25 protein-coding genes are annotated in these 26,109 nt (G+C 59.1%); 13 read left to right on the top strand and 12 right to left on the bottom strand.

Annotated elements, in window-relative coordinates:
• Positions 1 to 146 precede the first annotated feature (146 nt).
• Both mutS and BJF91_RS06545 read right to left on the bottom strand, forming a co-directional pair.
• The gene (gene mutS / locus BJF91_RS06550) at positions 147 to 2,882 is read right to left on the bottom strand and encodes a DNA mismatch repair protein MutS (protein ID WP_075613672.1); all 2,736 of its coding nucleotides are present in this window, start codon (positions 2,880 to 2,882) and stop codon (positions 147 to 149) included.
• 146 nt (positions 2,883 to 3,028) lie between these two features.
• Positions 3,029 to 3,955, bottom strand: coding sequence for a LysR substrate-binding domain-containing protein (locus BJF91_RS06545; RefSeq protein WP_075613671.1), 927 nt, complete (start codon positions 3,953 to 3,955; stop codon positions 3,029 to 3,031).
• A gap of 171 nt (positions 3,956 to 4,126) precedes the next feature.
• Here BJF91_RS06545 and BJF91_RS06540 point away from each other — a divergent pair, with 171 nt between their 5' ends.
• A complete protein-coding gene (locus BJF91_RS06540; RefSeq protein ID WP_075613670.1) occupies positions 4,127 to 4,327 on the top strand; it encodes a hypothetical protein in 201 nt (66 codons plus the stop codon).
• Positions 4,328 to 4,401: 74 nt separating this feature from the next.
• The gene (locus tag BJF91_RS06535; RefSeq protein WP_075613669.1) at positions 4,402 to 6,126 is read left to right on the top strand and encodes a peptidoglycan D,D-transpeptidase FtsI family protein; all 1,725 of its coding nucleotides are present in this window, start codon (positions 4,402 to 4,404) and stop codon (positions 6,124 to 6,126) included.
• Positions 6,127 to 6,252: 126 nt separating this feature from the next.
• Here the strand turns inward: BJF91_RS06535 and BJF91_RS06530 are convergent, their stop codons facing one another.
• The 7 genes from BJF91_RS06530 to BJF91_RS06500 form a co-directional block, all read right to left on the bottom strand.
• Positions 6,253 to 7,128, bottom strand: a complete 876-nt coding sequence (locus tag BJF91_RS06530) for a GNAT family N-acetyltransferase (protein WP_075613668.1) — start codon at positions 7,126 to 7,128, stop codon at positions 6,253 to 6,255.
• A gap of 153 nt (positions 7,129 to 7,281) precedes the next feature.
• Positions 7,282 to 8,925 carry a hybrid sensor histidine kinase/response regulator gene (locus tag BJF91_RS06525; RefSeq protein ID WP_075613667.1) on the bottom strand — a complete coding sequence of 548 codons (1,644 nt, stop codon included), beginning with the start codon at positions 8,923 to 8,925 and terminating at the stop codon, positions 7,282 to 7,284.
• A 594-nt stretch (positions 8,926 to 9,519) separates the two neighbouring features.
• A complete protein-coding gene (lspA, locus tag BJF91_RS06520; protein WP_075613666.1) occupies positions 9,520 to 10,008 on the bottom strand; it encodes a signal peptidase II in 489 nt (162 codons plus the stop codon).
• A complete protein-coding gene (locus tag BJF91_RS06515) occupies positions 10,008 to 10,883 on the bottom strand; it encodes a TrmH family RNA methyltransferase (RefSeq protein ID WP_075613665.1) in 876 nt (291 codons plus the stop codon). Before BJF91_RS06515 ends, lspA begins: the two co-directional genes overlap by 1 nt.
• Positions 10,880 to 12,094: a class I SAM-dependent methyltransferase gene (locus BJF91_RS06510; protein ID WP_407639865.1), complete on the bottom strand. Its 1,215-nt coding sequence runs from the start codon at positions 12,092 to 12,094 to the stop codon at positions 10,880 to 10,882. Before BJF91_RS06510 ends, BJF91_RS06515 begins: the two co-directional genes overlap by 4 nt.
• A gap of 233 nt (positions 12,095 to 12,327) precedes the next feature.
• The gene (locus BJF91_RS06505) at positions 12,328 to 12,672 is read right to left on the bottom strand and encodes a LapA family protein (protein WP_075613838.1); all 345 of its coding nucleotides are present in this window, start codon (positions 12,670 to 12,672) and stop codon (positions 12,328 to 12,330) included.
• Between the two features lie 271 nt (positions 12,673 to 12,943).
• Entirely contained in the window at positions 12,944 to 13,255 is a 312-nt protein-coding gene (locus BJF91_RS06500) for an integration host factor subunit beta (protein ID WP_012654814.1), read from the bottom strand.
• A gap of 454 nt (positions 13,256 to 13,709) precedes the next feature.
• Between BJF91_RS06500 and lptC the strand changes: the two genes are divergently transcribed.
• The 6 genes from lptC to ptsN all read left to right on the top strand — a co-directional run bounded on the left by lptC (position 13,710) and on the right by ptsN (position 19,045).
• Positions 13,710 to 14,420, top strand: coding sequence for an LPS export ABC transporter periplasmic protein LptC (gene lptC / locus BJF91_RS06495; RefSeq protein ID WP_075613663.1), 711 nt, complete (start codon positions 13,710 to 13,712; stop codon positions 14,418 to 14,420).
• 9 nt (positions 14,421 to 14,429) lie between these two features.
• A complete protein-coding gene (locus tag BJF91_RS06490; protein WP_075613662.1) occupies positions 14,430 to 15,008 on the top strand; it encodes an LptA/OstA family protein in 579 nt (192 codons plus the stop codon).
• Positions 15,009 to 15,115: 107 nt separating this feature from the next.
• Positions 15,116 to 15,829, top strand: coding sequence for an LPS export ABC transporter ATP-binding protein (gene lptB / locus BJF91_RS06485; RefSeq protein WP_407639864.1), 714 nt, complete (start codon positions 15,116 to 15,118; stop codon positions 15,827 to 15,829).
• A gap of 205 nt (positions 15,830 to 16,034) precedes the next feature.
• Positions 16,035 to 17,600 carry an RNA polymerase factor sigma-54 gene (gene rpoN / locus BJF91_RS06480; RefSeq protein ID WP_075613660.1) on the top strand — a complete coding sequence of 522 codons (1,566 nt, stop codon included), beginning with the start codon at positions 16,035 to 16,037 and terminating at the stop codon, positions 17,598 to 17,600.
• A gap of 339 nt (positions 17,601 to 17,939) precedes the next feature.
• Complete coding sequence (gene hpf, locus BJF91_RS06475) at positions 17,940 to 18,506, top strand: ribosome hibernation-promoting factor, HPF/YfiA family (RefSeq protein ID WP_075613659.1); 567 nt, start codon at positions 17,940 to 17,942, stop codon at positions 18,504 to 18,506.
• Between the two features lie 74 nt (positions 18,507 to 18,580).
• Positions 18,581 to 19,045 (top strand): PTS IIA-like nitrogen regulatory protein PtsN, encoded by a 465-nt coding sequence (ptsN, locus tag BJF91_RS06470; RefSeq protein WP_075613658.1) that lies wholly within the window; start codon positions 18,581 to 18,583, stop codon positions 19,043 to 19,045.
• Between the two features lie 132 nt (positions 19,046 to 19,177).
• Here the strand turns inward: ptsN and grpE are convergent, their stop codons facing one another.
• The 3 genes from grpE to hrcA all read right to left on the bottom strand — a co-directional run bounded on the left by grpE (position 19,178) and on the right by hrcA (position 22,175).
• The gene (gene grpE, locus BJF91_RS06465; RefSeq protein WP_075613657.1) at positions 19,178 to 19,801 is read right to left on the bottom strand and encodes a nucleotide exchange factor GrpE; all 624 of its coding nucleotides are present in this window, start codon (positions 19,799 to 19,801) and stop codon (positions 19,178 to 19,180) included.
• A 226-nt stretch (positions 19,802 to 20,027) separates the two neighbouring features.
• Positions 20,028 to 20,975: an ADP-ribosylglycohydrolase family protein gene (locus BJF91_RS06460; RefSeq protein WP_083943188.1), complete on the bottom strand. Its 948-nt coding sequence runs from the start codon at positions 20,973 to 20,975 to the stop codon at positions 20,028 to 20,030.
• Positions 20,976 to 21,092: 117 nt separating this feature from the next.
• On the bottom strand, positions 21,093 to 22,175 hold the full coding sequence (gene hrcA, locus BJF91_RS06455) for a heat-inducible transcriptional repressor HrcA (RefSeq protein ID WP_075613836.1): 1,083 nt from the start codon (positions 22,173 to 22,175) through the stop codon (positions 21,093 to 21,095).
• Between the two features lie 169 nt (positions 22,176 to 22,344).
• Between hrcA and rph the strand changes: the two genes are divergently transcribed.
• Genes rph through BJF91_RS06430 form a run of 5 tightly spaced genes read left to right on the top strand, consistent with a single transcriptional unit; the run spans position 22,345 to position 26,103 of the window.
• Positions 22,345 to 23,064: a ribonuclease PH gene (gene rph / locus BJF91_RS06450; protein ID WP_075613656.1), complete on the top strand. Its 720-nt coding sequence runs from the start codon at positions 22,345 to 22,347 to the stop codon at positions 23,062 to 23,064.
• 26 nt (positions 23,065 to 23,090) lie between these two features.
• The gene (locus tag BJF91_RS06445) at positions 23,091 to 23,507 is read left to right on the top strand and encodes a VOC family protein (RefSeq protein ID WP_075613655.1); all 417 of its coding nucleotides are present in this window, start codon (positions 23,091 to 23,093) and stop codon (positions 23,505 to 23,507) included.
• A gap of 10 nt (positions 23,508 to 23,517) precedes the next feature.
• Positions 23,518 to 24,162, top strand: a complete 645-nt coding sequence (rdgB, locus tag BJF91_RS06440) for an RdgB/HAM1 family non-canonical purine NTP pyrophosphatase (protein ID WP_075613654.1) — start codon at positions 23,518 to 23,520, stop codon at positions 24,160 to 24,162.
• Positions 24,163 to 24,168: 6 nt separating this feature from the next.
• Positions 24,169 to 25,350, top strand: a complete 1,182-nt coding sequence (gene hemW, locus BJF91_RS06435) for a radical SAM family heme chaperone HemW (RefSeq protein WP_075613653.1) — start codon at positions 24,169 to 24,171, stop codon at positions 25,348 to 25,350.
• A gap of 15 nt (positions 25,351 to 25,365) precedes the next feature.
• Complete coding sequence (locus tag BJF91_RS06430; protein ID WP_075613835.1) at positions 25,366 to 26,103, top strand: class I SAM-dependent methyltransferase; 738 nt, start codon at positions 25,366 to 25,368, stop codon at positions 26,101 to 26,103.
• Positions 26,104 to 26,109 lie beyond the last annotated feature (6 nt).

Genomic DNA, 26,109 nt, shown 5'->3' with positions numbered 1-26,109 from the left:
CCGGATATCTGTTCCCTGCCGTTTGCAAGTCGACGGCTTTTTCTGTGACGGGTTTAGCGTTTTTAAGGCGCTGCGGGCAACAGGATAGCGGAGGATTCCTTAAATCCTTATGTTTCGTTTTTCGACCAAACGAAAACAGATCGGTTTCAGGTTTTCGACAGCTTGCCTTTCAGTCCATAAAGGGCGTCCAGGGCCTGGCGTGGCGTCAGGTCGTCGAGGTTGAGCCCCCGAAGCGCCTCCTCCACTGCAGATGCCGCAGCATCGGCAGCTCTGGCTTCCCGGCGCTGACTGACCTGAAACAGCGGCAGATCGTCGATCAGTTGGCTGGCCGGGTTCTTGCGGTCTGTCTCCTCGAGCTGCGACAGCACCGCCCGCGCCCGCTCGACTACCGTCGAGGGCAAACCTGCCAGTCGGGCCACTTGAATGCCGTAGGAGCGGTCGGCGGCACCGGCGCCCACCTCATGCAGGAAGATTACATCGCCATGCCATTCCTTGACCTTCATCGTCACATTGGACAGACGGCCCAGCTTTTCCGACAGTGCCGTCAGCTCATGGAAATGGGTGGCAAACAGCGAACGGCAGCGGTTGACCTCATGCAGATGCTCGACCGTCGCCCAGGCGATGGAGAGACCATCGAAGGTTGCCGTTCCACGACCGATCTCGTCAAGAATAACCAGCGACCGTTCGCCGGCCTGGTTGAGGATCGCCGCCGTCTCGACCATTTCCACCATGAAGGTCGAGCGGCCACGCGCTAGGTCGTCTGAGGCACCGACGCGGGAAAACAGCCGGTCGACGATACCGATATGGGCCGATCCGGCCGGCACGAAAGAACCCATCTGCGCGAGAATAGCGATCAGCGCGTTCTGGCGCAGGAAGGTAGACTTACCGCCCATGTTCGGGCCGGTCAGCATCCAGATTGCGCCGTGCTTCTGTTCGCCTTTCGGAGAAAGATCACAATTGTTGGCAATGAAGGGGCTTGCCGCCTGCTTGCGCAGCGCCTGCTCGACAACGGGATGGCGGCCGGCAACGATGTTGAACATTCTGCTGTCATCGACCAGCGGTCGGCAATAGCCCTGTTCCTCGGCCAGAACCGCAAGGCCGGCGGCAACGTCGATCACGGCAAGCGCGCGGGCCGCCTTCTTGATAGCTTCGGCCTCGGCAACGACGGCCAGCCGCATGCGCTCGAAGGCGGCCAGTTCAATCTCCAGCGCTTGACCGGCGGCATTGGCGATCCGGCTTTCGAGATCGGCGAGCTCGGTCGTGGTGAAGCGCATGGCATTGGCCATGGACTGACGATGGATGTAGCGCGCCTTGGCCTCCCCCTCTGTCAGCGGCCCGGCATTGCCCGCCGTCACCTCGATGAAATAGCCCAGCACATTGTTATGCTTGATCTTCAGCGACTTGATGCCGGTTTCCTCGGCATATTGCAGTTGCAGCCCGGCGATGACCCGACGCGACTGATCGCGCAGCGCGCGGACCTCGTCCAGCGCCTCGTCGGCCCCCTCCCTCAAAAACCCACCATCACGCTTCAACAGCGGCAGGTCTTCGGCAAGCTGCGAGGCCAGCAGATGCTCCAGCGTCGGCGACAGCATTTCGAGATCGGTCAGAGCACCCGCAAGCTCATCCGGCAGGACCGCTCCACGCAGCAGGCCGGCGACATCGCCCGAGGTGGAAAGGCCATAGCGGATCGCGGCCAAGTCGCGCGGGCCGCCACGGTCGAGCGCCAGCCGCGACAGGGCACGCGGCATGTCAGGCGCGCGCTTCAAGATCTCGCGCAGCCGCTCGCACAGGAACCCATCGGTCAGCAGATAGGCAACCGCATCCTGACGCTCGCCGATTGCGACAACCTCCGTCAGCGGTGACATCAGCCGTTCGGCAAGAAGACGGGCGCCGCCGCCCGTCACCGTCCGATCGATGGTGGTGAGCAGCGAGCCCTGCTTCTGGCCGGACAGGGTTTTCACCAGTTCCAGATTGGCGCGGGTGGCGGCATCGATAAACAGGGTCGAGGACGAGGATTGCCTCTCCGGCAGGCCGAGCGGCGGGCGCTCGGATATTTGCGTCTTTTCGACATAGGAGATGGCAGCGGACGCGGCAGCCATTTCAGGCCTTGAAAACCCGCCGAAGCCGTCCAGCGTCTTGACGTTGAAATAGCGGGTGATGCGGCCTTCCGCCGACGAACTGTCGAACAGCACCGCCGGCTGCGGCACGACCACACGACCAAGGACATCGAAAGCTGGCTTCAGGTCCGGGTCCTGCATCAGCGTGTCTGACACGATGACTTCACGCGGATCGATGCGGAAAATGTCGGCGAGCAGCCGGGTCGGATTGGTTTCAGCCAGGCGAAACACGCCGGTGGAAATGTCGATCCAGGCCAGCGCCAGTTCCTCGGTGCCGCCGCGCACCCGTGCCAGCGCCATCAGGTAATTGGTCTCAGACGGCGACAGCAACTTTTCTTCCGTCAGCGTGCCGGGCGTGACCAGCCGCACGACGTCGCGCTTGACTACGGATTTCGAGCCGCGCTTCTTGGCTTCCGCAGGGTCTTCGACCTGCTCGCAGACGGCAACACGAAAGCCGAGCGTGATCAGCTTTTGCAGATAATCGTCGGAGGCATGGACAGGCACACCACACATCGGAATGTCCTGGCCCAGATGCTGGCCGCGCCGTGTGAGGGTAATGCCGAGCGCCCGCGAAGCCTCGACGGCATCCTCGAAAAACAACTCGTAGAAATCGCCCATCCGGTAAAACAGCAGAGACCCCGGATTGTTGGCCTTGATTTCGATATACTGCTCCATCATCGGCGTCGCTGTCGCGCGGCTTGCGTCCGAAGTCAGGGTGGCGGCGTTGAGCACGTCCGGCCCGGCGGTACTTTCGATGGTCAACATGTCGGTTTTTTCAATCTTGAGTCAGCAAATTGCTGGCAATGGGTCTGTATCCGGATTTCACAAACTGTAGCCATGTTCCGGCCAAGAGGAAACAGAGGCAGCCGACAAGGCGCTCGCTGCCCACAAAAAGCTGAGGCGCCTCTCTCTCAGGCGATATCTTCGCGAAGAAAGGGAACCGCATCTCCAAGACGCGCCATATCCGCCTCAAGCGCATGGCGAAGCCATCGTTTGAAGGCCTCTACTTTGCCGCTACGGGGCGCGCCCTCGCGGCTGACGAGATAATGGCCAAGGCCGGTCTTCACCGCCGGCCCGAAGGGTGCCACCAATTGCCCCTGCTGCAAATGGTGCGCGGCAATCGTCTGCCAGGCCAGGAAGACCCCCTGCCCGGCCAATGCCGCATCAAGGCAGAGCGAGGCCTCGCTGAAGGCATGCCGCGTGCAGACTTGGCCGGCAAGCCCTGCCGCCGATAGCCACAGATCCCACGTAAACATGGCGCGCGCGTCTTCCACGACAGGCATATCGATGAGATCGGCGGGCGATTGCAGCCGAGCCGCAAGCGCCGGCGCGCAGACGGGATAGACGCGCTGTTCCAGCAGAAGCTCTGCGCGCAGCCCCGGCCAGTGGCCGCGACCGACGCGAATGCAGAGATCAACATCGGAAGCGGAGGGATCGATCAGCCGGTCGGTCGCCTCCATCCGCAGGCGAATATCCGGGAAACGCTCGGAAAAGGTGCCGATACGCTGCACCAGCCAACGCGCGGCAAAAACCGGGGCAACGGAAATCGTCAGAACGGTCTCATCGCTCCGCAGGGCCTGCGCCACGGCATCGTTCAAATGCTGGAAGCCTGCCGTAAGTCGCGCGAGCACCGGCACGGCCCCATCGGTTGCGACCATGCCCCGGCTGGTCCGCTCGAAACAGTGCAGCTGTAGCTGCTCCTCTGCCTTGATCACCTGCTGGCTGACCGCGCCGACAGATACGCCAAGCTCGTTGGCCGCGGCCTGAAGCGAGCCAAGCCGCCCAACGGCCTCAAGAGCCCGCAACCCATTGAGATGCACAAGATTGAGTTTCATCATATAGAAAAGCTATAGGCAAAGACACGTAAACTCAATTGCTTTCAAACTTACGTCCTTTAGAAAATCAGGAGAAACCTTCTCGGTTTGAGCCGTCTTCACTCGCCGCTCAAGCACGCTCTCTGCCGCCCGCCTACTTAAACCGGTCAAACCACTGCGATCGAGGCAAAGTTCATGATCATGCTCAGATGCGTCGTTTCGAGATTGCTGCCTTGGCGCGCTCGCCAGCGCTTGACGCCGCCAGATCCCCTGCTGCATCCGGATCTCGCACGCCTGTCGCAACGCGAACTCGCCGATCTCGTCATCCCTCCGGAGGAACCGGCCGGGCGATCTATTGCCAGCAAGACAAAAGCGGGTGACATCAACGAAACGTGAGTCAGCGTGCATTTTAATAGATTTTTAAGCCAAATTAACTAGCCGGTTACCTCTGCAATACGGGGCTGAGTTGGATGTCGACTCTTCATTATTTTAGTTCGAAGGCTGGGCGCATTGTTGAGCTTCGACTGCGCGGGCTTTCCCGACATCGCGGGCGCGGCAATCCTCACGCCCGCCACCAAAGAACAAAGCCGCGCATTGCACTTCTGTCCGCAATGATAGCGCTGTTTTACGTCGCCATCGTCATCAAGCTGGTTTATCTCGGCACAGAAAAGCTCAACGATACGGCGATCGGCCCTGCGCCACCACAGATCGCATGGCGCCCCGACATTCTCGACCGCAATGGCGAAATCCTGGCAACAGATATTCGCACGGTGTCGATGTTTGCCGATCCGCACCGCATTGTCGACGTCGATGAAGCAGTGGAAAAGCTTGCGACGCTTTTTCCCGATATCGATAGAAAGAGCCTCTATAAAAAGCTTTCGGATCGCAAATCGCACTTTGCCTGGCTGGAGCGCCAGTTGACGCCGAGCCAGCAGAACCAGGTGATGAAGCTTGGCATTCCCGCCGTCGGCTTTCGCCCGGAGGTCAAGCGCTTCTATCCGGGCGGGCGCACCGCAGCCCATATTCTGGGCTATGTCGATGTCGACAACCGCGGCGTCGCCGGCATGGAGAAATACATTGATGCCCAGGGCTTATCAGAACTGGCCGCTACCGGGCTCGCCACCCGCAGCGAATTGGAACCGCTGCATCTATCCATAGATCTGCGCGTCCAGAACATCGTCCACGACGTCGTCTCGGATGCGCTGACAACCTATAAAAGCAAGGCTGCCGGTGCCGTCGTTCTGGACATCCATACTGGCGAAGTACTGGCCATGGCCTCGGTGCCCGACTTTGACCCCAACGACCCCCAGGCGACGGGTGGCGATGGCTGGCTGAACCGGATGTCGAACGGCACGTTCGAAATGGGATCGACCTTCAAGACCTTCTCCATGGCAACGGCAATCGATACCAATTCGGTGAAGCTTACCGACACTTTCGACGCCAGGGATTCTCTCCATATCGGCCGTTTCACCATTCATGACGACCGCGATGTGCCACGCCGATTCCTGACCGTTCCTGAAGTTTTCCGTTACTCCTCGAATATCGGTACGGCGAAGATGATGCAGGTGGTGGGCGTCGATGCGCAGCGGGACTATCTGACCCGATTCGGACTGCTGACGAAATTGCAGACGGAACTGCCCGAGGTGAAGGCGCCGACGCAGCCCAGGGTCTGGAGCAAGATCAGCTCGATCACGATCTCCTTCGGCCATGGCGTTGCGACGACACCGCTGCAGACGGCCGTTGCCGGTGCTGCCCTTGTCGATGGTGGAGAGCTTATCGAGCCGACCTTCCTGCCCCGCACCGCGAAGGAGGCTGAAAAGGCGGGCCATATGGTCGTCAAGAAGACCACCAGCGACACCATTCGTGCCCTGTTCAAGCTGAACGGTGAACAGGGATCTGGCAAAAGCGCCGATGTGCCCGGCTTCCACGTCGGCGGAAAAACGGGAACGGCCAACAAGGTCATCCACGGCGTCTACTCGCACGTCCTCAGCTTCAACGCCTATCTGGCGGCCTTTCCCATCGACAAGCCGAAATATGTGATCCTCTCCTTCTGCGATGAACCGCTGACAGGAGAACACGGCCTGACATTTGCAACCAATACAGCAGCCCCGATGGTGCGCGACATCATCCGCCGCGCAGCACCGCTGCTGGGTGTCCAACAGGACTTCGGCAGCAACATGCTGGTGAATTATTGATGGAAGGAATGTCCTGAAAAGGATCGATGGTTCGCTATTAAGCGAATGGCGAACTCACGCGCTCGCCATTCGAGACCCATTTGGATCATTGCCAAACACAGATACTGCATCCGGCTTGGAAGCACCTTAGCTCGCGAACCGTCCGGCATCGGCGCCGTAATAATTCACGTAGCGATCGGAAATGCTGGTGATGGGCAGCACGATCAGCACGTCGGTCGTGTTGAACGCATGGTCGATCACGGCACCGGTGCCGATCATGGCGCCAAGGCGAAGATATCCCTTGACCAGCGGCGGCATTGCCGAGAGCGCCTTGCGGGCATTGACCACTTCCGACGGCATCAGATCCATGGGGCAGAACAATTCCGGACGAGCACGAACGGCCCATTCGCCACGCGCTTCGGCATTCTGCGCCAGGAAAGACAATGCCAGGGCATGCTGCTCCGGCTGCACACCCGGGAAGGAGGCGCAACCGATCATGGCGCTCATATTGTGGCGCAGCGCATAGGCCCAATTGCCCTGCCACAGCAGCTCAACCGTCCGCTTGGTGCGGTAGTTGGGCAGCACGCAGGAACGGCCAAGCTCCATGAACCGCTTGTCAGGGTGGCGGGCTACCAGTTCGTCGATTGCAAATTCGGATGCGGAGTAGAAGCCGAAATTGGCCATGGCCACTTCATGGCGCAGCAAACGATAGGTGCCGACGATCTGGTCTTCCGGATCGCCTTCAATCGCGTGGTCGAGCACCAGCAGATGGTCGCAGATTTCATCGAAGGCATCGAAATCGCGCTTCAGCCGCATCGGCTCCGGTGGCAACGTCGCATTCATTTCCTCGACGAAGACACGGTAGCGCACAGCCTGGGCCGCGTCGATCTCGCGCGCGTTGCGCGCCAGCCGCGTTTCCAAGGTGCCGATCCTGCCAAGTACATCGCCAAGGGCGCCGGAAGCCGGAGCAGAGCGGTGGTCTGCTTCCGCTGGGCCTGTGCGATCAAGAACTTCGACTGTCATGGCGTCTCATCCGAATCTATTCAAATACGATCTGTAAAACATGGTTATGCGACAATAAGTTGACATACCCTCGATCGTCTCTGTCATTTACGGCAACAGTCAGCGCAAAATCAAGGCGGAGACCTGAGGAATGCTCTCGCAACGCAGCAAAATTTAACCGTACATCCGAGTACGGTAGGTTTTCATCAACGAAGAGATCTCGTTGAGCAGGCGCTCAGGATTGACAGGCTTCTGGAGCACGAGATCTGCGCCACTGGCAAGCGCCTCGGCTCGGGCCGCATCGCGCAGATCACCGGTCAGAACGAGGATGGGGCAGCGCGGCCGTCGTTTCAATTGCTCGATCATCCTGACATAGCGCAGCACCGAGCTACCCTCGCCTCCAGGCATGCCCAGATCAGTGATGATCAAGTCCAGCTTCACGGCCTCTTCCAGGGCCACTTCCCGCCGCAAGGCGTCAAAGTCATTGACAACGCCGACCATGTGGCCGGCCTTCTGCAGCACGGCGCGCAGCAAGGTTGCATTGACGAAATCGTCTTCGCCAACCAACACATTCAAGATCTTCGGGATCACGGGCGCTTCCGAGCCGGTTTCCTCGGCGTCCGGACCATCGCCTGCGTCGGCAGCGGGATCAAACGTCTTCTCGCTATCACCGACATGAGCTGCATCGACACCGCTCATCAATCCGCGCAGAACGTCGCTCAGGGTCTGTTCGCGCAGCGGCCGGATCAACCAAGCATCAAACCCGGTCAGCGGCCGCACTGGGCGTTCCTCGGGATTGACGAGATAGATTCGCCTGATTTTGCCGAGACCGGCCAGCCGCGGAGCGAGATGAGCGTCGTAATCGGAGATGCAGCGGTGGTCGATGATTAGGTCCGTCAGCACGGCCTGCCCTTCCTCGACCTTCTGCAGCAGCATCGCAGCATCGCTGGTCTTGCGTGCCCAGTGGCAAAAGCCACCAAGCGTGCGGATCGTCATGGCAGCACCTTCTGCGGCCGGCCCCTCTGGAGCCAACAAAAGAACGCTCGACCCTGACAACAGCGCGTTACGTTGGATACCTGTCCGGTCGAGTGCGATCGCCTTGGTCGGCAAGCGGATCTCGAAGGAGGTTCCCTGGCCCGGCGCGGTCTCGATAATCGATAGCGAACCGCCGAGCGCCATCATCAGGCGCTGAGAAATAAACAGGCCAAGCCCCGTGCCGCCGCTGCGCTGCACGGGGTCGCCGCCTTGGGAAAATTCAACGAAAAGCCGGGTGCGTTCCTCTTCGGTCATGCCAGGACCAGTATCGCGGACGCGAACCGCCAACTCGTCACCGACACAGCTGGCCGAGACAAGCACGCCGCCTTCCGCCGTGAATTTCACGGCATTACCGATAACATTGAATAGAACCTGCCGCAGGCGGGCGACATCGACATCGACCTCCTCATGCACGCAGGCATCCGTGGTCGCCGAAATCTCGATGCCCTTGGCATGAGCCCGTGGCGACAGCATTTCCACGACACCTTCGATCAGCCGACGCGGCGACACCCGCTGGTTATGCAGTTCGAAGTGACCGGTTTCCAGCGTGGTATAATCCAGAAGGTCGGCGATCAGTTGCTGAAGGGATTCGCCGGCTTGAACGATGCCGGCCAGATAATTGCGCTGTTCGGGGGACAGATCGGTACGGCCAAGCAGATGGCTCATTCCGAGAATACCGTTGAGGGGCGTGCGCATTTCGTGGCTGACCGTGGCAAGCAGCCGGGTACGCACCACTTCGGCCGTGGCGATGGATGAGACAGGGCTTTGCGTCTTCGATAGCATCTGCGCCACCTCCGGCTGAAGGTCGGCATCAACAGAGACATTGGACGACGCTCGCCCGGTTTTATCGGTGCTGCATCATCCATCGTCCGGCCTGATCGCCGACGTCGGGACTTCATGTCGCCATTCACGGCATCGCGCCCATCAAGACGCTAAACACGCCGCATCCTACATCTACTGCATAACTTTTTTCTTAAATCATATCGACTTAACCGACGACGGCATACACAGAACCCGATGCACTGGCGCTGCCTACCGCTCTCGTACCCGTCGGACAGATCATTTCGAACGCAGGCCTTAGGCCGGGAATGAAATGCTTACGCCTTAGCCGAGTTGGCAGAACAACGCATGCTGGACATTAGAAATCGACATGTTCCAACCGATGATACAACATACGATCAGAATTTCCATCGCTACTTCGGGTAGGTCGGCCAAAAAGTGCCGGATGCGGACCTTCTTGCCGCTGCTCCTGAGTGCGCTCACGGACGCAGAAATGCCGCGCTCACATAGAACCTCGAACTATCCTACTGGATTTCCGTGGTATTTATCATATTCCCCCCGTTGGGGATGCAGGAGTGACGATGCTATCTCCAGCTATTAGACTTTCGGTCGTCGAAGCAACAACAGTTCTTCGAGCAGAATAAACCCTGCGCCAACGCTGATCAGGCTGTCAGCGAGATTGAAGACGGCGAACGACCATGTCTCGGTATGAAACAGAATATAGTCGACAACGTAGCCGTAGGTGAATCTGTCGATGATATTGCCGAAAGCGCCGGCGATAATCAGACAGTAGCCAAGATGCGCAAAATGATGATCGCGGCTGGTGTTGCGCCAGAGCCAGGTGACGAACACGACGATCGCCAGCCGCATGGCGACGATCATCCAGGCATCGAGGTGGGAGAGCATGGAAAAGGCGACGCCTAGATTGTGGGTGCGGTAAAGCCCCAGCATCGGCGCCACGGAGATGAGCTCCTGCATCGGCAGCGTGACCTCAACCGCGTATTTGATCGCCTGATCCAGCAGCAGAAGGGAGAGGATGAACAGGATGGCCGGGACAGGCCGGCAAAACAGGGCAGCGGAAGGCATTATTTGGCCTCGTCGAGCTTCAAAAGGTGGCGTCGGGCCTCAAACAGCATCACTGCCGTGGCTACTGCCAGATTAAGGGAGTCGGCAAGACCTGCCTGAGGAATCCGCGCCAGCATGTCGGCACGGCTGGCCAGTTCTTCTGGCAGGCCGGACTGTTCGTTACCCATCAGCACCACGACCGGACGACGCTTGTAATCGACGGTACGGTAGTCCACCGCACCGGCCAGATGAGTGGCGACAACGCTAACGCCAGCCTTGGACTTCCAGGAGAGGAAGTCACTGACAGTCGTCTTGACCAGCGGCAGTGCGAAAATCGAGCCCATGGTCGCGCGGACCGTTTCCATTGCAAACGGATCGGTGCTGTCGCCGATCAGCATGACGCCCGATGCGCCTGCGGCGTCTGCAGTGCGGATGATCGTGCCGAGATTGCCGGGATCGCGCACGCGGTCAAGCGCCACCCAGGTTTCGCCTTCCTTGAGACTGACATCCCGAAGCGTTGTCCAGCGCTGGTCGAAGACGCCAGCCACCATCTGCGGGTTATCCTTGCGAGTAATGGAGGCCATCACCTTTTCGCTGACTTCCAGCACCATGCCACCGTGCGCGACGGTGCGGGCTGCAATGCGTTCGACCTGGGGCTTGCCCTTGGCGGCCTTGGAATAGATCAGGTAGCGCAGCGTCCAGCCAAGCTCGACCGCGTCGATCACCAGTTTCAGGCCTTCTGCCAAAAAGGTCCGCGTTTCATCGCGGGTCTTTTTCTGCGACAGCGCCTTGATGTCCTTGACGATGGGATTGGCGAGGCTGGTAATGTCCTTCACCTGCCCGACCCGCGTCTGGCCAGTTCTGTCTCTGGCCCCGTTTTCGTTAGCGTCCGTCATTTCGGAACCCATCTGCTGAACAGCGAAGTGGAAAGGGCGCGGCCATGCGTCTTGCCGTCGAGGCCGGCCTCGCGCAGGACCAGTTCGCCCGACTCGACCAGACCGCCCTTGCCGCGCATGGTTTCGCGCATCAATTCATGAATGGCATAGAAGCTCGCCCGGATCGAATAGGCCGTCAGCACTAGGCCTTCAGCCTTGGGCGACAGGATTTCGCGGCAGAGCGACAGCATCAGCGGCAGATGCTCGAATAGATGCCAGACCTCGCCATTCGGACCGCGACCGAATTTCGGCGGGTCGGTGAGGATGATATCATAGCGGCTACCACGCCGCTCCTCCCGCTGAATAAACTTCATCGCGTCCTCGCAGATCCAACGGATCGGCGCCCGGTCGAGCCGGCTCAACGTTTGGTTTTCCCGCGCCCAGCCAATGGCTTTCTTGGACGCATCGACATGGGTTACTTCTGCGCCGGCGGCCGCCGCCACGAGAGATGCGACACCGGTATAACCGAAGAGATTGAGCACCTTCAAAGGGCGGCCGGCCTTCTCGAGCGTCTCCTTCATCCAGCGCCAATGGGCGATCTGCTCGGGAAAGACGCCGACATGGCGGAAGGATGTAAAGCGACCCAGAAAGTCGACGTCAAGCAGCGCGAGCGGCCAGGTTTCACCCAGCGCCTCCCGCGGAAAACGCCAGCGACCCATGCCGTCCTCATCCGTGTCGCCGGTAAAAATCGCATCTGCCTTTTCCCACACATGGGCAGGCAGGCTGGGCGGCCAAAGCGCCTGTGCTTCTGGCCGGACGATCCGATAAGGCCCGTATTGCTCAAGTTTCAGACCATGACCGCTATCGATCAGATGGAAATCGCCGGCGCCAAGAGATTCCAGGATAAGCGGCAGGTTTTCGCGCGGCATCGCGCCCGTCCGCAAGGCCAGCGGCAAAGACGTTGATGCTTCAGCCGTCTGATCTTTATCCTGCCGTTGCTGCACGGCAGGCTCTGCGGCTCGGTCTGCCCTGCCAGCCTGATTTCTTGGCGACTTTACCGCATTGCCAGCCGGCCGGGTCTTGACGTCATCCCGACGCGCCGGGCGCGAGGCCGCATCTGCCGGTCTGCCTGATGGCCTTGCGGTATCGTCGCGCTTGGTTGTCGCACCCCGGTTGGGAGTGCTCCGGCTTGAACCGCGCTTGCTGGGCGGGCGGGATTTGTCTTTCACGATCGGTCAGGCTTTCCGAAATCAGCGCCGCCAATGCGCGATGGCAGATACGGGCTGCAATATTAAATTCAGATGTGGCGGATCGGCACATCAACCGCTTGACTAAGCATGCGCCTGCTCAGCCAAAGTTCGAGCGCCCATATCATTCAAATGACCGACAATAAAGAGCTCTCCGGCGCAGACGACTGCAAACAAAGGCAGTATCGATGTCGGCCGCCGGAATCAGTGGGCAACATTCAGGGAGATGGCAGTTGGTTTAAGCTGCCGGTAGCCATCTGCTCAGCGCGCTTCTTGTGCTGGTCGGCTTCACCACGCCATTTCACCGCAGCGCGCGCCTCATGACGGGCACGCTTGCGATGTTTGCCCTGCGTTAGCCAAGTGGCAAAACTGCCGACAATGGCCCCAACCAGGAACGCAGACAGGAGAAATACGAAAAAGGGCGCACCGGCCGACAGCATCTGATCATCGGGACGGAAGGGATTGAGCGCCAGCGTCACCCATTGCCGGTTGGCAACGCACAGCACGATCAGAACCACCGCCAAGGGCACGAGGATGACAATATTGATAATTTTTTTCATCACCACTTGCATCTCCTTTCGGCTCGACCGGCGGTCGACCCTCTGGCCGTTGTTAGCGGCTGAACGCTTCCGTACCGCAAACCGTCCATCCGCCCGCAAACGACCGGCCTAAACTTCGATTGCGGCATCATATGGAGGAGAAACAGAAAGGCGCAAGACCCCGCTGGAGATTTCAAAGGGGCACGCCTCCAGCGTATATCCTAAGCCGAGATTTGAAAACCGGATCGGCAACACAGCCCAAAGAGCGGTTCGTCAGTCGGATAAAGGCTTTAGGTCAGTCGGCGTCGCCATCGTCCTCATCGTCCATGCCGGGATTAAGCCGCTCGCGGAGTTCTTTACCCGTCTTAAAGAAGGGAACCCACTTTTCCTCGACGAAAACCGTATCACCCGTACGGGGATTGCGGCCGGTGCGCGAAGGGCGATTCTTGACCGAAAAGGCGCCGAAACCGCGCAACTCGACCCGATTGCCCGAGGCCAGAGCATCGGTGATTTCATCCAGAACAGCGTTGACGATGTTTTCCACGTCGCGGTGATAAAGATGCGGATTTCGTGCCGCAACGATTTGCACCAGCTCGGATTTGATCACGTTAACCCCCTGTTCGGTCTAGGATATTCAGGACTCGCCTGCCAAGCCTCAGCCACCTGAGGATGACAAAGGCGCATCCGGATGCGTTTTCCAGGCCGTAAAACATCATAAAAAATTGGAATAATCAATCGCTTAAGCCCGAAGACAGGCGAGGAAACACGCGCAGCTGCCGCAATGACCGGAAATTGACTGCGAGAACGCTCGCCGATCAACCCTTCCCGCCTGCTTAAGGACAAGCCCCTTACCGACGACCAGACACAAGATCGGGGACCACGAATGTGGATGGCTTTCAGCTTAGCCGATTTCGCGCATGCGAAAAGACGTCGCGGCATGCTTGTAAGAGACTTGAAAAAATCCATATTTGCAGCCAGTAACAGTATCGAAAAGAAGCTGGAAGCGGTTTACCTGCCGAGCGGGTGACGAAATAACCGATCGGCTCTACGGATTGTCGAGCATGCTCAAGCGTTTAGACAAAGGTGCCTCCGCCCCGCACCCATCGGAGCCGCGTCCCGCCGCGTCGTCAGAACCGGTTTCGGGCGGAGCGTCGCTCGACGCTTCCTACCGCAAGGCAATCGGTCATTCCAACCGCGTTCGGCGCCTGCGCATCGTCCTTCCCGCTCTTGCCGTGGTGCTGACGCTCGGCTTCGTCGCCGTATCTGTCGTACGCGCTTATTTGCCCGAGAATATCAAAATCGAGGGTGCCAAAATCGAGGATGGCAAGGTGGTCATGGCCAAGCCGGCCATTTCTGGGCGCAACTCCAATGGCTCACCATATTCGCTGAACGCCGTGCGGGCGCTTCAGGACATCAAGAACCCCAACCTCATCACGCTTGAGACGATCACGGCGACCATGCCAGTCAATGACGATACGTCCGCTGATATCAAAGCGCAGCGTGGCACTTACGACCGCTCTTCAGACAAGATGGTGCTGGACGAGCCCTTCACGATTCATTTGTCCAGCGGCGTGGATGCACAGTTTCAATCCGCCGACCTTGACGTGAAAGCCGGAAAGCTTAAGACAAATCAACCCGTCGCTATCCAGACGAAAGACTCATCAGTCGTTGCACAGTCGATGGATATGACCGATAAGGGACAGACAATCACGCTGACCGGCGCGGTGCGGTTGAATATCGCGCCGACAGCCGTTCAGAAACCGGGCAACTGAGAACAGATCATGACGCAAAGCCATCGTCGCCTTCCCCTTAGCGTGGCTCGCGCCGCGTTGATCGCAGGCCTTGCTGCGACTGCCGTAGCGACCGGCGCATTTGCGCAGTCGACCACTGCCAATATGAATGGGCTCAAATTGTCCGGCGACAAGCCGATTCAGATCGAAAGCGATGCGCTTGAAGTGCATCAGCAGGAAAATCTCGCCAATTTCGACGGCAATGTGAAAGTCGTGCAGGGCACGACAACCATGCGGTCCGGCAATATGGTGGTGAAATATAAGGGTCAGGGCGCTGCGGTGACCAGCGGCGACGCCAAGATCGATACGATCGATGTGATGAACAACGTGGTCATCAATACCGATACCCAGCAGGCGACCGCCGACAAAGGTCACTTCGACATGAACACCCAGATCTTTACGCTTGATGGCGACAAGGTCATTTTATCAGAGGGTGGCAATGTTTTTGTCGGCTGCAAGCTCACTGTCCATATGACGACCGGAGAAGCCAAGCTCGATAGCTGCGGCAAGCGCGTGCAGATTCAGCTGGATCCGAAGTCCAAACAGCAGCCGCAACAGCAAAAACCCTGATTGCGAACGCAGACGTGAAGGTTCCAGGTTTGACCTCCCAACAACAGGACGCGAGTCCGGCCAGCGCGGCCTCGAATGGGCGCGAGAAGAACAAGTACGAAGGTACTCTGATCGCGCATGGGCTGACGAAGACCTATAATACACGACGTGTCGTGAACGGCGCTTCGCTGGTCGTGCGCCGCGGTGAAGCCGTTGGTCTGCTTGGCCCCAACGGTGCTGGCAAGACCACCTGTTTCTATATGATAACAGGGCTCGTGCCTGTCGATATGGGCACAATCGCCATCAACGGCAATGATGTCACCTCGATGCCGATGTACCGCCGCTCAAGACTCGGTGTCGGCTATCTGCCGCAGGAAGCCTCTATTTTCCGTGGCCTGTCCGTGGAAGACAATATCCGGGCTGTCCTGGAACTGCATGAAAGCAATAAGGACAAGCGCGAGCAGAAGCTGAACGAGCTGCTTGCCGAGTTCAACATTGAAAAACTGCGCAAGGCGGCGGCGGTGTCGCTCTCCGGCGGTGAGCGGCGACGTCTGGAAATCGCCCGCGCCCTGGCCACCGATCCGACTTTCATGCTGCTGGACGAACCCTTCGCAGGCGTAGACCCAATTTCAGTTTCCGATATCCAGAACCTGGTGCGGCACCTGACGGCTCGCGGCATCGGCGTGCTCATCACTGATCATAATGTGCGTGAAACGCTCGGGCTGATCGACCGCGCCTATATCATCCATGCCGGCGAGGTGCTGACCCATGGACGAGCTGAGGACATTGTAAACAATTCCGATGTTCGGCGCCTTTATCTCGGCGAAAAATTTAGCCTCTGACACGTCAGAGGCGCAATTCCTGATGAAAATCGGCAATCCTGGGTGAAGACGCTCCCAGATTATAGGATATTTGCGCCGCAAGCCGCTCTGCCGCTTGACCAAACCTCATAAAAAAGCAATTTTTGGGCCACTTGGGACTTCAGAAAATCCATAACAGAAACAAAAGGGGTCCAAGAGGGAATAGTAGGGGAGTTTTTCGTCCGCCATGGCCCTGTCAGCCAATCTCTTCCTTCGCCAAAACCAGTCACTGGTGATGACGCCGCAGCTGATGCAATCGATTCAGCTGCTTCAGATGACCCATTTTGAGCTTGTGCAATTCATTGCGCAGGAAGTCGAAAAGAATCCTCTGCTTGAATTTGCGCCAAATGACGAAGGAACGAGCGGCGGCGAGGCTGGCCCGGAAGCAGAAGCACCGCCCGCCGCCGCCGAGGGATTGCAGAGCGATTGGTATGAGCAGGGCAGCAACAACGATCTGAATGAGCAGCTGGATGCCAATTTCGGCACGGCCTTTTCCGACGATGGTGCAACACCAAAGACCGACGTGCCGGAAATGCTTGGCCAATGGAAATCCATGCCAGGCGGCCAGGGGGACGGCGAAGGCTACGACCTGGACGATTTCGTCGCCGGAAAAATATCCTTGCGCGAGCACCTTGGCCAGCAACTGCCCTTTGTATTGTCCTCCGCATCAGACCGGATGATTGCGCTTGCCCTGATCGATCAGCTCGACGAGGCCGGCTATCTCCGAATTGATCTCGGCGATGTCGCCACGCAGATGGGCGCCTCTCCTGCCGATGTCGAGCGGATTTTGGCTGCGTTGCAGACAATGGAACCTGCTGGTCTTTTTGCGCGCAATCTCGGCGAATGCCTGGCGATCCAGCTGCGTCAGCGCGACAGGCTCGATCCGGCCATGGCAGCGCTGATTGATAATCTCGACTATCTGGCCAAACGGGATTTCGCGACGCTGAAGCGGCTCTGCGGCGTCGATGAGGAGGACCTCATCGACATGCTGGCGGAAATTCGCAAGCTCAACCCCAAGCCTGGCGCTGGCTTCGAGACGGATGCGCTGGAAACTGTCGTGCCCGACATTCTTGTTCTGCCCTCTTCCGAGGGCGGCTGGCTGGTCGAGCTCAACCCGGAGACCTTGCCGCGCGTCCTCGTCAACAACAGCTATTTTGCCGAAATTCGCCGCAGCAGCCTGCGCCAAGTGGGAACCAAGGCGGCCGCCAAGGGCAGCGATGGAAAAGTCGAAGGCGAACAGGCCTTTCTCACCGAATGCCTGCAGACAGCCAACTGGCTGACCCGCAGCCTTGACCAGCGCGCCAAGACGATCATGAAAGTGGCCACCGAGATCATCCGCCAGCAGGATGCGTTCCTGCGCCACGGTGTCGATCATTTGCGCCCGCTGAACCTGAAGACCGTGGCCGAAGCCATCAAGATGCATGAATCGACCGTCAGCCGGGTGACCTCGAACAAATACATGCTGACGCCGCGCGGCCTGTTCGAGCTGAAATATTTTTTCAGCGTTTCGATCAGTTCGGCCGAAGGTGGCGACAGCCATTCGGCTGAGGCCGTGCGCCATCGGATCCGCATGCTGATCACCCAGGAAAGCCCTGATAATATCCTCTCCGACGACGATATCGTCGAGAGCCTGAAGATAACAGGTGTGGAACTGGCGCGTCGCACCGTGGCAAAGTACCGCGAGGCCATGAACATTGCCTCTTCCGTGCAGCGCCGACGGGAAAAACGTGCACTGGCCAAGCAGACAACATGAGCGGAAATCACGTTTCTGCAATATTCGTTAACAGAATATTGACATTACCCCCCGTGCCATCTAGAGCATAGCGCCAAAACACGGGAACGATTTTGGAATAGTGACATGTACAAAATCAGACACTTAGTCTCATCCTGGGTAGTGTTAGACGACCGTTCAGTCCTTGACATGCTGAACAACCCTTCTTGCGGCGACCGCGCATCGCCATCCGGCCGGTTCCTGTAACCGTTCATACACCGGTCCTTAGCACAGCTTTCGCCTTGGACTATGGAAACGCTTGGATGCGCCCCGCGCTTGGCGTAAACTCACCCTGCAAATCACGATAAGAAGGGAAACTCCATGAGTGTACGCGTAACCGGCAAACATATGGAAATCGGCGAGTCGTTCCGCACGAAGATCGACGGCCAGATCACAGACGCGGTAAGCAAATACTTTGACGGAGGGTATTCCAGTCAGGTCACAGTGACGAAGTCGGCTTCGCGCTTTTCCGCAGACTGCGCCGTGCATCTCGACACCGGCATCAACCTGCATGCGACCGGCGAGGCTGCCGATCCGCAGGTGGCCTTCGATACCGCTGCAGAACGGATTGAAAAGCGCCTGCGACGCTATAAGCGCAAGCTCAAGGATCACCACGCACCGGCCAACAATATCGAAATCAGCTATACGGTAATGGATCCCGTCTCCGATGAAGACGAGGATGTGGCGGAGGATTTCGCCCCCACCATCGTTGCTGAAAGCACCAAGAAGGTCAGAACCATGTCCGTCGCCACCGCCGTCATGGCGCTCGACATGACGGACGAGCCCATCGTGCTGTTCCGCAGCCCGGGCAAGGATGATCTCAACATTGTCTACCGCCGCACGGACGGCAATATCGGGTGGATCGATTCTGCCGCAATCAAGGGCTGACAAGCTCTCGGAAAGCGGTGGCCGACCACCGCTTTCCCCGTTCATGGCGTCGGCGGGTATAAGGATTTTTTGAAATGGCCTTGGCAGATTTGCTGCATCAAGATGCGATATTACCCGCCCTGAGGGTCAATTCCAAAAAACAGCTTCTTCAGGAACTGGCCGCCAAAGCCTCTAAACTGATCGGCATCCCCGAGCGTGAAATTTTCGATGTGATCCTGCAGCGCGAAAAGCTCGGCTCTACCGGGGTCGGCAATGGCATCGCTATTCCTCATGGCAAATTGACCAGCATTTCCAGTATTCAAGGCGTCTTCGCCCGTCTGGAAGTGCCTATCGATTTCGAAGCACTCGACGAACAACCAGTAGACCTGGTGTTTCTGCTGCTGGCGCCTGAAGGTGCCGGCGCCGATCACCTGAAGGCGCTTTCCCGCATCGCCCGTGTGCTTCGCGACCAGGATCTGGTGGCAAAGTTGCGCGCCAGCGACAGCGCCACCGCGATCTATACCTTCCTGAATCAGGATCAGTCTTCGAATGCGGCTTGACCAGCCTTAATTTGCTTCGCAGAGCCTTCGACTAACTGACTAACGCAAAAAGCGCCGCGCATCTCTGCGCAGCGCTTTTTTTTGTTTGCGACGGCACCAGATCGCCAAAACGGCGACGATGCCGATCTCAGGTCAAGCCTTGCCGTCCGCTTCAGCGGTCGCCGCCTCAGCCTTGGGACCACCCTTGGCAACGCCGACCATAGCCGGACGAAGAACACGATCGCCAATTGTGTAGCCCGGCTGAACAACCTGAACAACGGTATTGTTTGGAACCTGCGGGTTGGGGATTTCGAACATCGCCTGATGGAAATTCGGATCGAATTTCTGGCCTTCCGGCTCGATCTTGCGCACGCCGTGGCGCTCCAGGGTCGTCAGCATGGCCCGCTCAGTCATCTCAACGCCTTCGATCAGCGCCGTCAGGCCCGCCTCAGCCGCTTCCTTGGCTTCTGCGGGGACAGCATCGATGGCACGGCGAAGATTGTCGGACACGGCCAGCATATCACGGGCAAAGGCGGTCACCGCGTAAGACTTGGCATCCTTGACGTCGCGCTCGGTGCGGCGGCGCAGATTGTCCATTTCGGCGGCAAGTCGCAGAAAGCGATCGCGCAATTCGGAATTTTCGGCCTGCAGGGCTGCAAGCGGATCGTTATCCTGCGAAGGCTCTTGCCCGGCGGCAATGGTTTCGTCCTGCACCTGGGATTCAGTCTGCGCGTCAGCGGCAGCGTCAGGTCCGTTTTTGGCTGTTTCGTCGGTCATGACGTTCTCCGGAATACTGTTTCTCGTCCGGCCCCGATATCATGGTTCGGCGCCGAAAAATCAAGGGTAGAGTGATGAACTCCTGCCACTGCGTACTATGGCAGGCTTACGGTTGGCCGAATTTCTCCCTGTCGCGCACGTTACCATCTAAATTGATCTGACCCCGGGCGGATAGTCCAGCTGATGATCAGGATCGCTCGCGGCGCGGCTATATCCGTCTTCAAGATCATCTTTCTGCCGGGATATTTAGCAAGCCGCGCGCCAGTTCGACTGCATCGATCGGCCAATAGACTTGCGGCCTCGGGCGCTTCACACGCGGCAGGCCCGCTTGCGGTCTGCAATTCAGCAGGGTCTGACGCCATTGCCCAGGAATTGCGGACTCTCCATGAACAGCGCCCAGCAGCGCACCTGCTATCGCGGCATTCGTATCGGTATCACCACCCCTTGAAACGGTATCGGCCACTCCATCTTCGAGCGAGGCCGCATGCAAGATTTGAAAGAGCGCGTTCTGGAAGGCAATGATCACCCACCCCTGTTGATGCATGAAATCCCAGGCCGGCACCGTCTTCGCATCGAGAATAGCTCTGTGAACTATTGGGTCGACATTTAATTCCTCAGCCCAACGCGCAACCAGGTCGTAGAGATCTGAAGGTGATGGCCCCACAGCAACAGCATGCGCAACCGCGCGAGCAAAGAGATTGTTGATCTGCCGGCAAATAGGATTGGGATGGGTAATGACCGCATCTTCCTCGGCCCATGTCCCAACCAAAGTGATCGAGTGGCGTGCGCCGAATATTCCAAGGGGTGCGATCCGCATCAGGGCGCCATTTGCCTGGCTCTCGCCATTTGGCTTTCCCTGGATGCCCCCAAGAACCGTCATGCCAACATCGAATGGCTGCGATGCCAGCCAATCTCCGTAGGCCTTTCGTGCTGCGGCTTGCTGGAAGCCTTTTCCTGCAATGATCGATCGTGCGAGGCCCAAAGCCATTTCAGAGTCGTCAGTGGGTTGGCCGGCGATCGTATCCCAGGTGCCGCCGTCGTGCATTTCTCGAACGCCGAGAGGATATCGCCCTCGGATTTCCTCTGGTGACCGGAATTCCACAAGCGACCCGAGCGCATCACCCGCGAGTTGGCCAAGCAGGCAACCTATGGCCCGAGCTTCCATATCCATCATCCGCGTTACTCCAATCTTGAGCGACCCGCAAAACCGGCAACCCAATCGATTTTTTGCTTTCGGACCCTAAACCTGCCGGCTGAACGAGCTTCGCCCTCATGTGGCTTATATGGGCGCTCAATGCCCACTGCGGGTGATCTTGGCCATGACCTGAGCGGTGTAATCCACCATCGGTACGATGCGGGAATAGTTGAGCCGGGTCGGGCCAATGACCCCGACGGCGCCCACGATCCGGTCGTCGCCATCGCGGTAGGGTGCGACGATTAGCGAAGAGCCGGACAGCGAAAACAGCTTGTTTTCGGACCCGATAAAGATCCTCACGCCCGGACCAGTCTCGGCAAGGTTGAGGATTTCGATCAGGCTTTCCTTGCGCTCGAGATCGTCGAACAACAGGCGCAGGCGGTCGATGTCCTCGACGCCAGCGAGCCCCTCAAGCAGGTTGGCGCGGCCGCGCACGATCAGCCGCGTCGGCTTGTCTCCCTCACCGCCGGACCAGACGGCAAGCCCGCGCTCGACCAGATCCTGTGAGAGCACGTCGAGCTCGCTTGATACCTGATCCTTAAGGGTAACAAGTTGGCCGCGCAGTTCCTGCAAGGTCTGCCCGGTGAGATGAGCGTTGAGGAAATTGGCGGCCTCGGTCAGCTGCGAAGCAGTAATGCCGGCTGGCAGCTCAATGATCCGGTTTTCGACCTGGTTGAACTCGCCGACAAGCACGGCGAGCGCCTTGGTAGGCTCCAGCCGGATGAATTCGACATGCTTCAGGACCGGATCGGATTTGGCGGCGACGACAAGGCCAGCACCGCGTGACAAGCCGGACAGCATGCGGCTCGCCTCGTTATATAGCGTTTCGACCGGCTGAGCTTCCGAGGATCGCATCTGCCGCTCAATTGAGCCTCGCTCTTCCTCCGACAGCCGGCCCACTTGCATGAAGGCATCGACGAAGAAGCGCAGGCCCGTCTGGGTTGGCAGGCGCCCGGCGCTGATATGCGGCGAATAGATCAGGCCAAGCTCTTCCAGATCGCTCATCACATTGCGCACGGAGGCTGGCGACAGCGACATAGGCAGGATGCGCGACAGATTGCGCGAGCCGAGCGGTTCACCGGATTCCAGATAGGTCTCGACAATACGCCTGAAAATTTCCCTGGATCGTTCGTCCAGAGCCATCGACACATCGCCTGCTGTAATCGGGCTTTTCCCCATTGCGCTCATGTTTGCTGCTACACCTTGATTTAATATAATCGTTGATTGACCAATCACAACGGCTTTCGGTGAGGAAGCGCCGGTTTGATCGCCCGATCCCGGCTTTTCCTTTGCAAAAGATCCGAACCGCCCGTAGAAGGCAGCCTGAAGCTTTACCGAGGAGATGGACATGCGGCCTTCAGGCAGAAAAACCGATCAGATGCGCAAGATTTCCTTCGAGCGCAATTTTTCCAAGCATGCCGAAGGCTCCTGTCTCGTCAAGTTTGGCGATACCCATGTGCTGTGCACGGCAAGCCTTGAAGACCGCACGCCGCCGTGGCTGCGCAATACCGGCAAAGGCTGGGTCACCGCAGAATACGGCATGCTGCCGCGCGCCACAGGCGAGCGGATGAAGCGCGAGGCATCCTCCGGCAAGCAGAGCGGCCGCACCCAGGAAATTCAACGATTGATCGGCCGCTCGTTGCGTGCCGTGGTCGATCTCGAAGCGCTTGGCGAACGTCAGATCTCGCTCGATTGCGACGTGATCCAGGCCGATGGCGGTACCCGCACCGCCTCGATCACCGGCGCCTGGATTGCCCTGCACGACTGCCTGAAATGGATGGAAGCCCGCAATATCATCAAGGTCGACCGGGTGCTGAAGGACCATGTCGCGGCCATATCCTGCGGCATTTTCGCCGCCCAGCCGGTAATCGACCTCGACTATCTCGAGGATTCGGCCGCCGAAACTGACGCCAATTTCGTCATGACCGGCACCGGCGGCATCGTCGAAATCCAGGGCACGGCGGAAGGCAAGCCCTTCAGCCAGGACGAATTCCTGACCCTGCTCGGCCTTGCCCAGACCGGCATTGCCGAACTGGTCGAACTGCAGAAGCAGGCGATTGCCGGCTAAAACGGCGCGGTAGCAGGGAGGCCGGCATGGCTGAGGGCATCGAAGGCATTCTGGAGACGGCGCTCTATGTCGATGATCTCGATGCGGCAGAGCGTTTCTATGCCGAGGTGCTGGGTCTTGCCGTCATCACCCGCCAACCGGGCCGGCATGTCTTCCTGCGCTGCGGCCCTGGCGTACTCCTGCTGTTTGATGCGGCAGAAACCGTCAAGCCGGCAGAACCTGGCGCCCTGCCCGTGCCACCCCATGGCGCGACCGGGCCGGGTCATGCCTGCTTCCGGGTCAAGGGAGCGGATCTCGACGCCATGGCAGCACGGCTTCGTGCCCATGGCGTGGCGATCGAAGCGGATTTTCACTGGCCGAATGGCGCGCGTTCGATTTATTTCCGCGATCCCGCGGGCAATAGTCTGGAATGCGCCGAAGCTCGGCTTTGGCAGATAGAATAGGATTGGACCCATGCGCAAATTGGACACCCGGACCATCGTCGTTGCCAGCCACAATGCCGGCAAGATCGCCGAGATCGCCGACCTGATCGGTCCGTTCGGCTTTGCCGCCAAATCCGCCAAGGAACTCGGCTTTATCGAGCCTGATGAAACCGGAACCACATTCGAGGAAAATGCCGCGATCAAGGCGCTTGCCTCGGCTAAAGCCTCCGGCTTGCCGGCATTGTCTGATGATTCCGGCCTTGTCGTCGATGCGCTGGATGGCGCGCCCGGTGTCTATACCGCCAACTGGGCCGAGCGCGAGGATGGCAGCCGCGATTTCGCCATGGCGATGGAGAAAGTGGAGCAGGCGCTTCAGGACAAGGGCGCTACCGAACAGAAGAGCCGCACCGCCCGCTTCGTCAGCGTGCTCTGCCTCGGCTGGCCGGACGGCCATACGGAATTCTTCCGAGGCGAGGTCGAAGGCACAGTTGCCTGGCCGCCCCGCGGTACAGCCGGTTTCGGCTATGATCCGATTTTTCAGCCTGCGGGCTATGACACGACATTTGGCGAGATGAGTGCGCAAGAGAAGCACGGCTGGAAGCCCGGTGACGCGCAGGCGCTGTCGCACCGGGCGCGGGCGTTCAAGCTCTTCGTCGAAACCTGCCTGAACGCCTGAGGATCTATGGCCGAGCCGACTTCGCTTCTCCTTCCAGACACCGGCGAACCGGGCTTTGGCGTTTATATCCACTGGCCGTTCTGCGCGGCCAAATGCCCTTACTGTGACTTCAACAGCCATGTCCGCCACCAGAAGATCGACCAGCCGCGCTTTACCCAGGCGTTTCTGAAGGAGATGGAAACGGTGCGCGCCTTGAGCGGGCCGAAGACCGTGACCAGCATATTCCTCGGCGGCGGCACACCGTCGCTGATGGATCCGGCCACCGTGGGTGCCATTCTCGATGGCATTGCCAAGCACTGGACCGTGCCGCGCGGCATCGAGATTACCATGGAAGCCAATCCGACCAGCGTCGAGGCGGAACGGTTTCGCGGTTATCGCTCAGCCGGCGTCAACCGCGTGTCGCTTGGCGTGCAGGCGCTGAACGATGCCGACCTGAAATTCCTGGGCCGGCTGCATTCGGTTGAGGACGCGCTGAAGGCTGTGCGGCTGGCGCGAGAGATTTTCCCGCGCATGTCCTTCGACCTGATCTATGCCCGGCCCGGCCAGACCATAGCCGCCTGGGAAGCCGAGTTGAAACAGGCGATTTCCTATGCGGTCGATCACCTGTCGCTCTATCAATTGACCATTGAGGAAGGCACGCCCTTCTTCGGGCTGCACAAGGCCGGCAAGATCGTCACGCCCGATGAGGAACACGCCGCCCAGCTTTACGAGGCGACCCAGGAGATTACAGCCCGCGAAGGCTTGCCGGCCTATGAGGTGTCCAATCATGCCCGCCCGGGTGCAGAAAGCCGCCATAACCTCACCTATTGGCGTTACGGCGACTACGCCGGCATTGGCCCAGGCGCTCATGGACGGCTTTCCCAGGGCCATGAAAAGCTCGCCACCGCCACGGAAAAGCATCCGGAAACCTGGCTTACCGCTGTCGAAGCGAATGGCCATGGCATGGTGGACCAGGAAAGTCTCGGACCGGAAGAACAGTCCGACGAATTGCTGTTGATGGGCCTCAGATTGCGCGAAGGCGTCGATCTCGCCCGCTGGCAGATGCTATCAGGCCGCGACCCCGATCCGGCGCGCGAAGAATTTTTACTGGGACACGGGTTTATCGAAAGGCTCGGCAATTCCAGACTGCGCTGCACGCCGAAGGGCATGTTGGTGCTGGATGCTGTTGTGGCGGATCTCGCCTGCTGAAAAAGGGGAATGCCGATGCCAGTGGATGACGCATTTGCCCGCCACGACATGGCCATTCTCTACGACAGCTTCAACATTCACCGCGAAGACGGCGATTTCTACGAGACCTTTCCTGATCGCCCCTGCCGTATCCTCGATATCGGCTGCGGCACCGGTTCTGTTACGCTGAGGTTGGCGAGACGCGGCAATCAGGTTACCGGGCTCGATCCTGCAGCTGGCATGCTGGCGGTGGCGCGCACCAAGGATGACGATGGATTGGTCGAATGGGTGGCCAGCAATGCCTTCGATTTCGATCTCGGCCAGCGCTTCGACCTGATCATCATGACCGGCCATGTCTTCCAGGTGTTTCTGACCGACGAAGAGTGCGTCCTCGCCCTTGCCAATGCCAGACGGCATCTGGCGCCGGGCGGGCAGATGATCATCGAGAGCCGCAATCCGCTGCTGCGGGCCTGGGACGGCTGGAAAGAAGAGCTGACACGGGCGCGGGCGGATGTGCCGAACATTGGACCGGTCGACGTTTACTACCAGGTCCGTGAGGTCGATGGCGAGCATGTGACCTTCGACGCTGTCTTTACCCTGCTGGAGACAGGAGAGCAGCGCATCAGCCGCAGCTGTCTCCGCTTTCCGGACCGCGATCGGATCGGGCAGCTGTTCAGGCAGGCCGGCTTTGCGAACCTCGATATGATTGGCTGGTGGGATGGGCGCCGCTTCGATGCAACCAGCCCCGAAATTATCGTGATCGCCAGCGCCTGACCGAGA

Origin of the sequence: Gillisella taibaishanensis (assembly GCF_001938985.1) — a bacterium.
In the GTDB taxonomy this organism is placed as follows: Bacteria; Pseudomonadota; Alphaproteobacteria; order Rhizobiales; family Rhizobiaceae; genus Allorhizobium; species Allorhizobium taibaishanense.
Note: the sequence above shows the minus strand (reverse complement) of the source record. Positions and strands in the feature narration are given on the sequence as shown.

Excerpts from the sequence above, each read along its gene's own strand:
- BJF91_RS06525 (WP_075613667.1), bottom strand. The coding sequence starts at position 8,925 with ATGCTATCGAAGACGCAAAGCCCTGTCTCATCCATCGCCACGGCCGAA.
- BJF91_RS06445 (WP_075613655.1), top strand. The coding sequence starts at position 23,091 with ATGGCTGAGGGCATCGAAGGCATTCTGGAGACGGCGCTCTATGTCGAT.
- rph (WP_075613656.1), top strand. The coding sequence starts at position 22,345 with ATGCGGCCTTCAGGCAGAAAAACCGATCAGATGCGCAAGATTTCCTTC.
- BJF91_RS06515 (WP_075613665.1), bottom strand. The coding sequence starts at position 10,883 with ATGACGGACGCTAACGAAAACGGGGCCAGAGACAGAACTGGCCAGACG.
- rpoN (WP_075613660.1), top strand. The coding sequence starts at position 16,035 with ATGGCCCTGTCAGCCAATCTCTTCCTTCGCCAAAACCAGTCACTGGTG.
- BJF91_RS06540 (WP_075613670.1), top strand. The coding sequence starts at position 4,127 with ATGATCATGCTCAGATGCGTCGTTTCGAGATTGCTGCCTTGGCGCGCT.
- lspA (WP_075613666.1), bottom strand. The coding sequence starts at position 10,008 with ATGCCTTCCGCTGCCCTGTTTTGCCGGCCTGTCCCGGCCATCCTGTTC.
- BJF91_RS06545 (WP_075613671.1), bottom strand. The coding sequence starts at position 3,955 with ATGATGAAACTCAATCTTGTGCATCTCAATGGGTTGCGGGCTCTTGAG.
- hpf (WP_075613659.1), top strand. The coding sequence starts at position 17,940 with ATGAGTGTACGCGTAACCGGCAAACATATGGAAATCGGCGAGTCGTTC.
- BJF91_RS06530 (WP_075613668.1), bottom strand. The coding sequence starts at position 7,128 with ATGACAGTCGAAGTTCTTGATCGCACAGGCCCAGCGGAAGCAGACCAC.
- ptsN (WP_075613658.1), top strand. The coding sequence starts at position 18,581 with ATGGCCTTGGCAGATTTGCTGCATCAAGATGCGATATTACCCGCCCTG.
- BJF91_RS06430 (WP_075613835.1), top strand. The coding sequence starts at position 25,366 with ATGCCAGTGGATGACGCATTTGCCCGCCACGACATGGCCATTCTCTAC.
- hrcA (WP_075613836.1), bottom strand. The coding sequence starts at position 22,175 with ATGGGGAAAAGCCCGATTACAGCAGGCGATGTGTCGATGGCTCTGGAC.
- grpE (WP_075613657.1), bottom strand. The coding sequence starts at position 19,801 with ATGACCGACGAAACAGCCAAAAACGGACCTGACGCTGCCGCTGACGCG.
- BJF91_RS06460 (WP_083943188.1), bottom strand. The coding sequence starts at position 20,975 with ATGATGGATATGGAAGCTCGGGCCATAGGTTGCCTGCTTGGCCAACTC.
- rdgB (WP_075613654.1), top strand. The coding sequence starts at position 23,518 with ATGCGCAAATTGGACACCCGGACCATCGTCGTTGCCAGCCACAATGCC.
- BJF91_RS06490 (WP_075613662.1), top strand. The coding sequence starts at position 14,430 with ATGACGCAAAGCCATCGTCGCCTTCCCCTTAGCGTGGCTCGCGCCGCG.
- BJF91_RS06535 (WP_075613669.1), top strand. The coding sequence starts at position 4,402 with ATGTCGACTCTTCATTATTTTAGTTCGAAGGCTGGGCGCATTGTTGAG.
- hemW (WP_075613653.1), top strand. The coding sequence starts at position 24,169 with ATGGCCGAGCCGACTTCGCTTCTCCTTCCAGACACCGGCGAACCGGGC.
- mutS (WP_075613672.1), bottom strand. The coding sequence starts at position 2,882 with ATGTTGACCATCGAAAGTACCGCCGGGCCGGACGTGCTCAACGCCGCC.
- lptC (WP_075613663.1), top strand. The coding sequence starts at position 13,710 with ATGCTCAAGCGTTTAGACAAAGGTGCCTCCGCCCCGCACCCATCGGAG.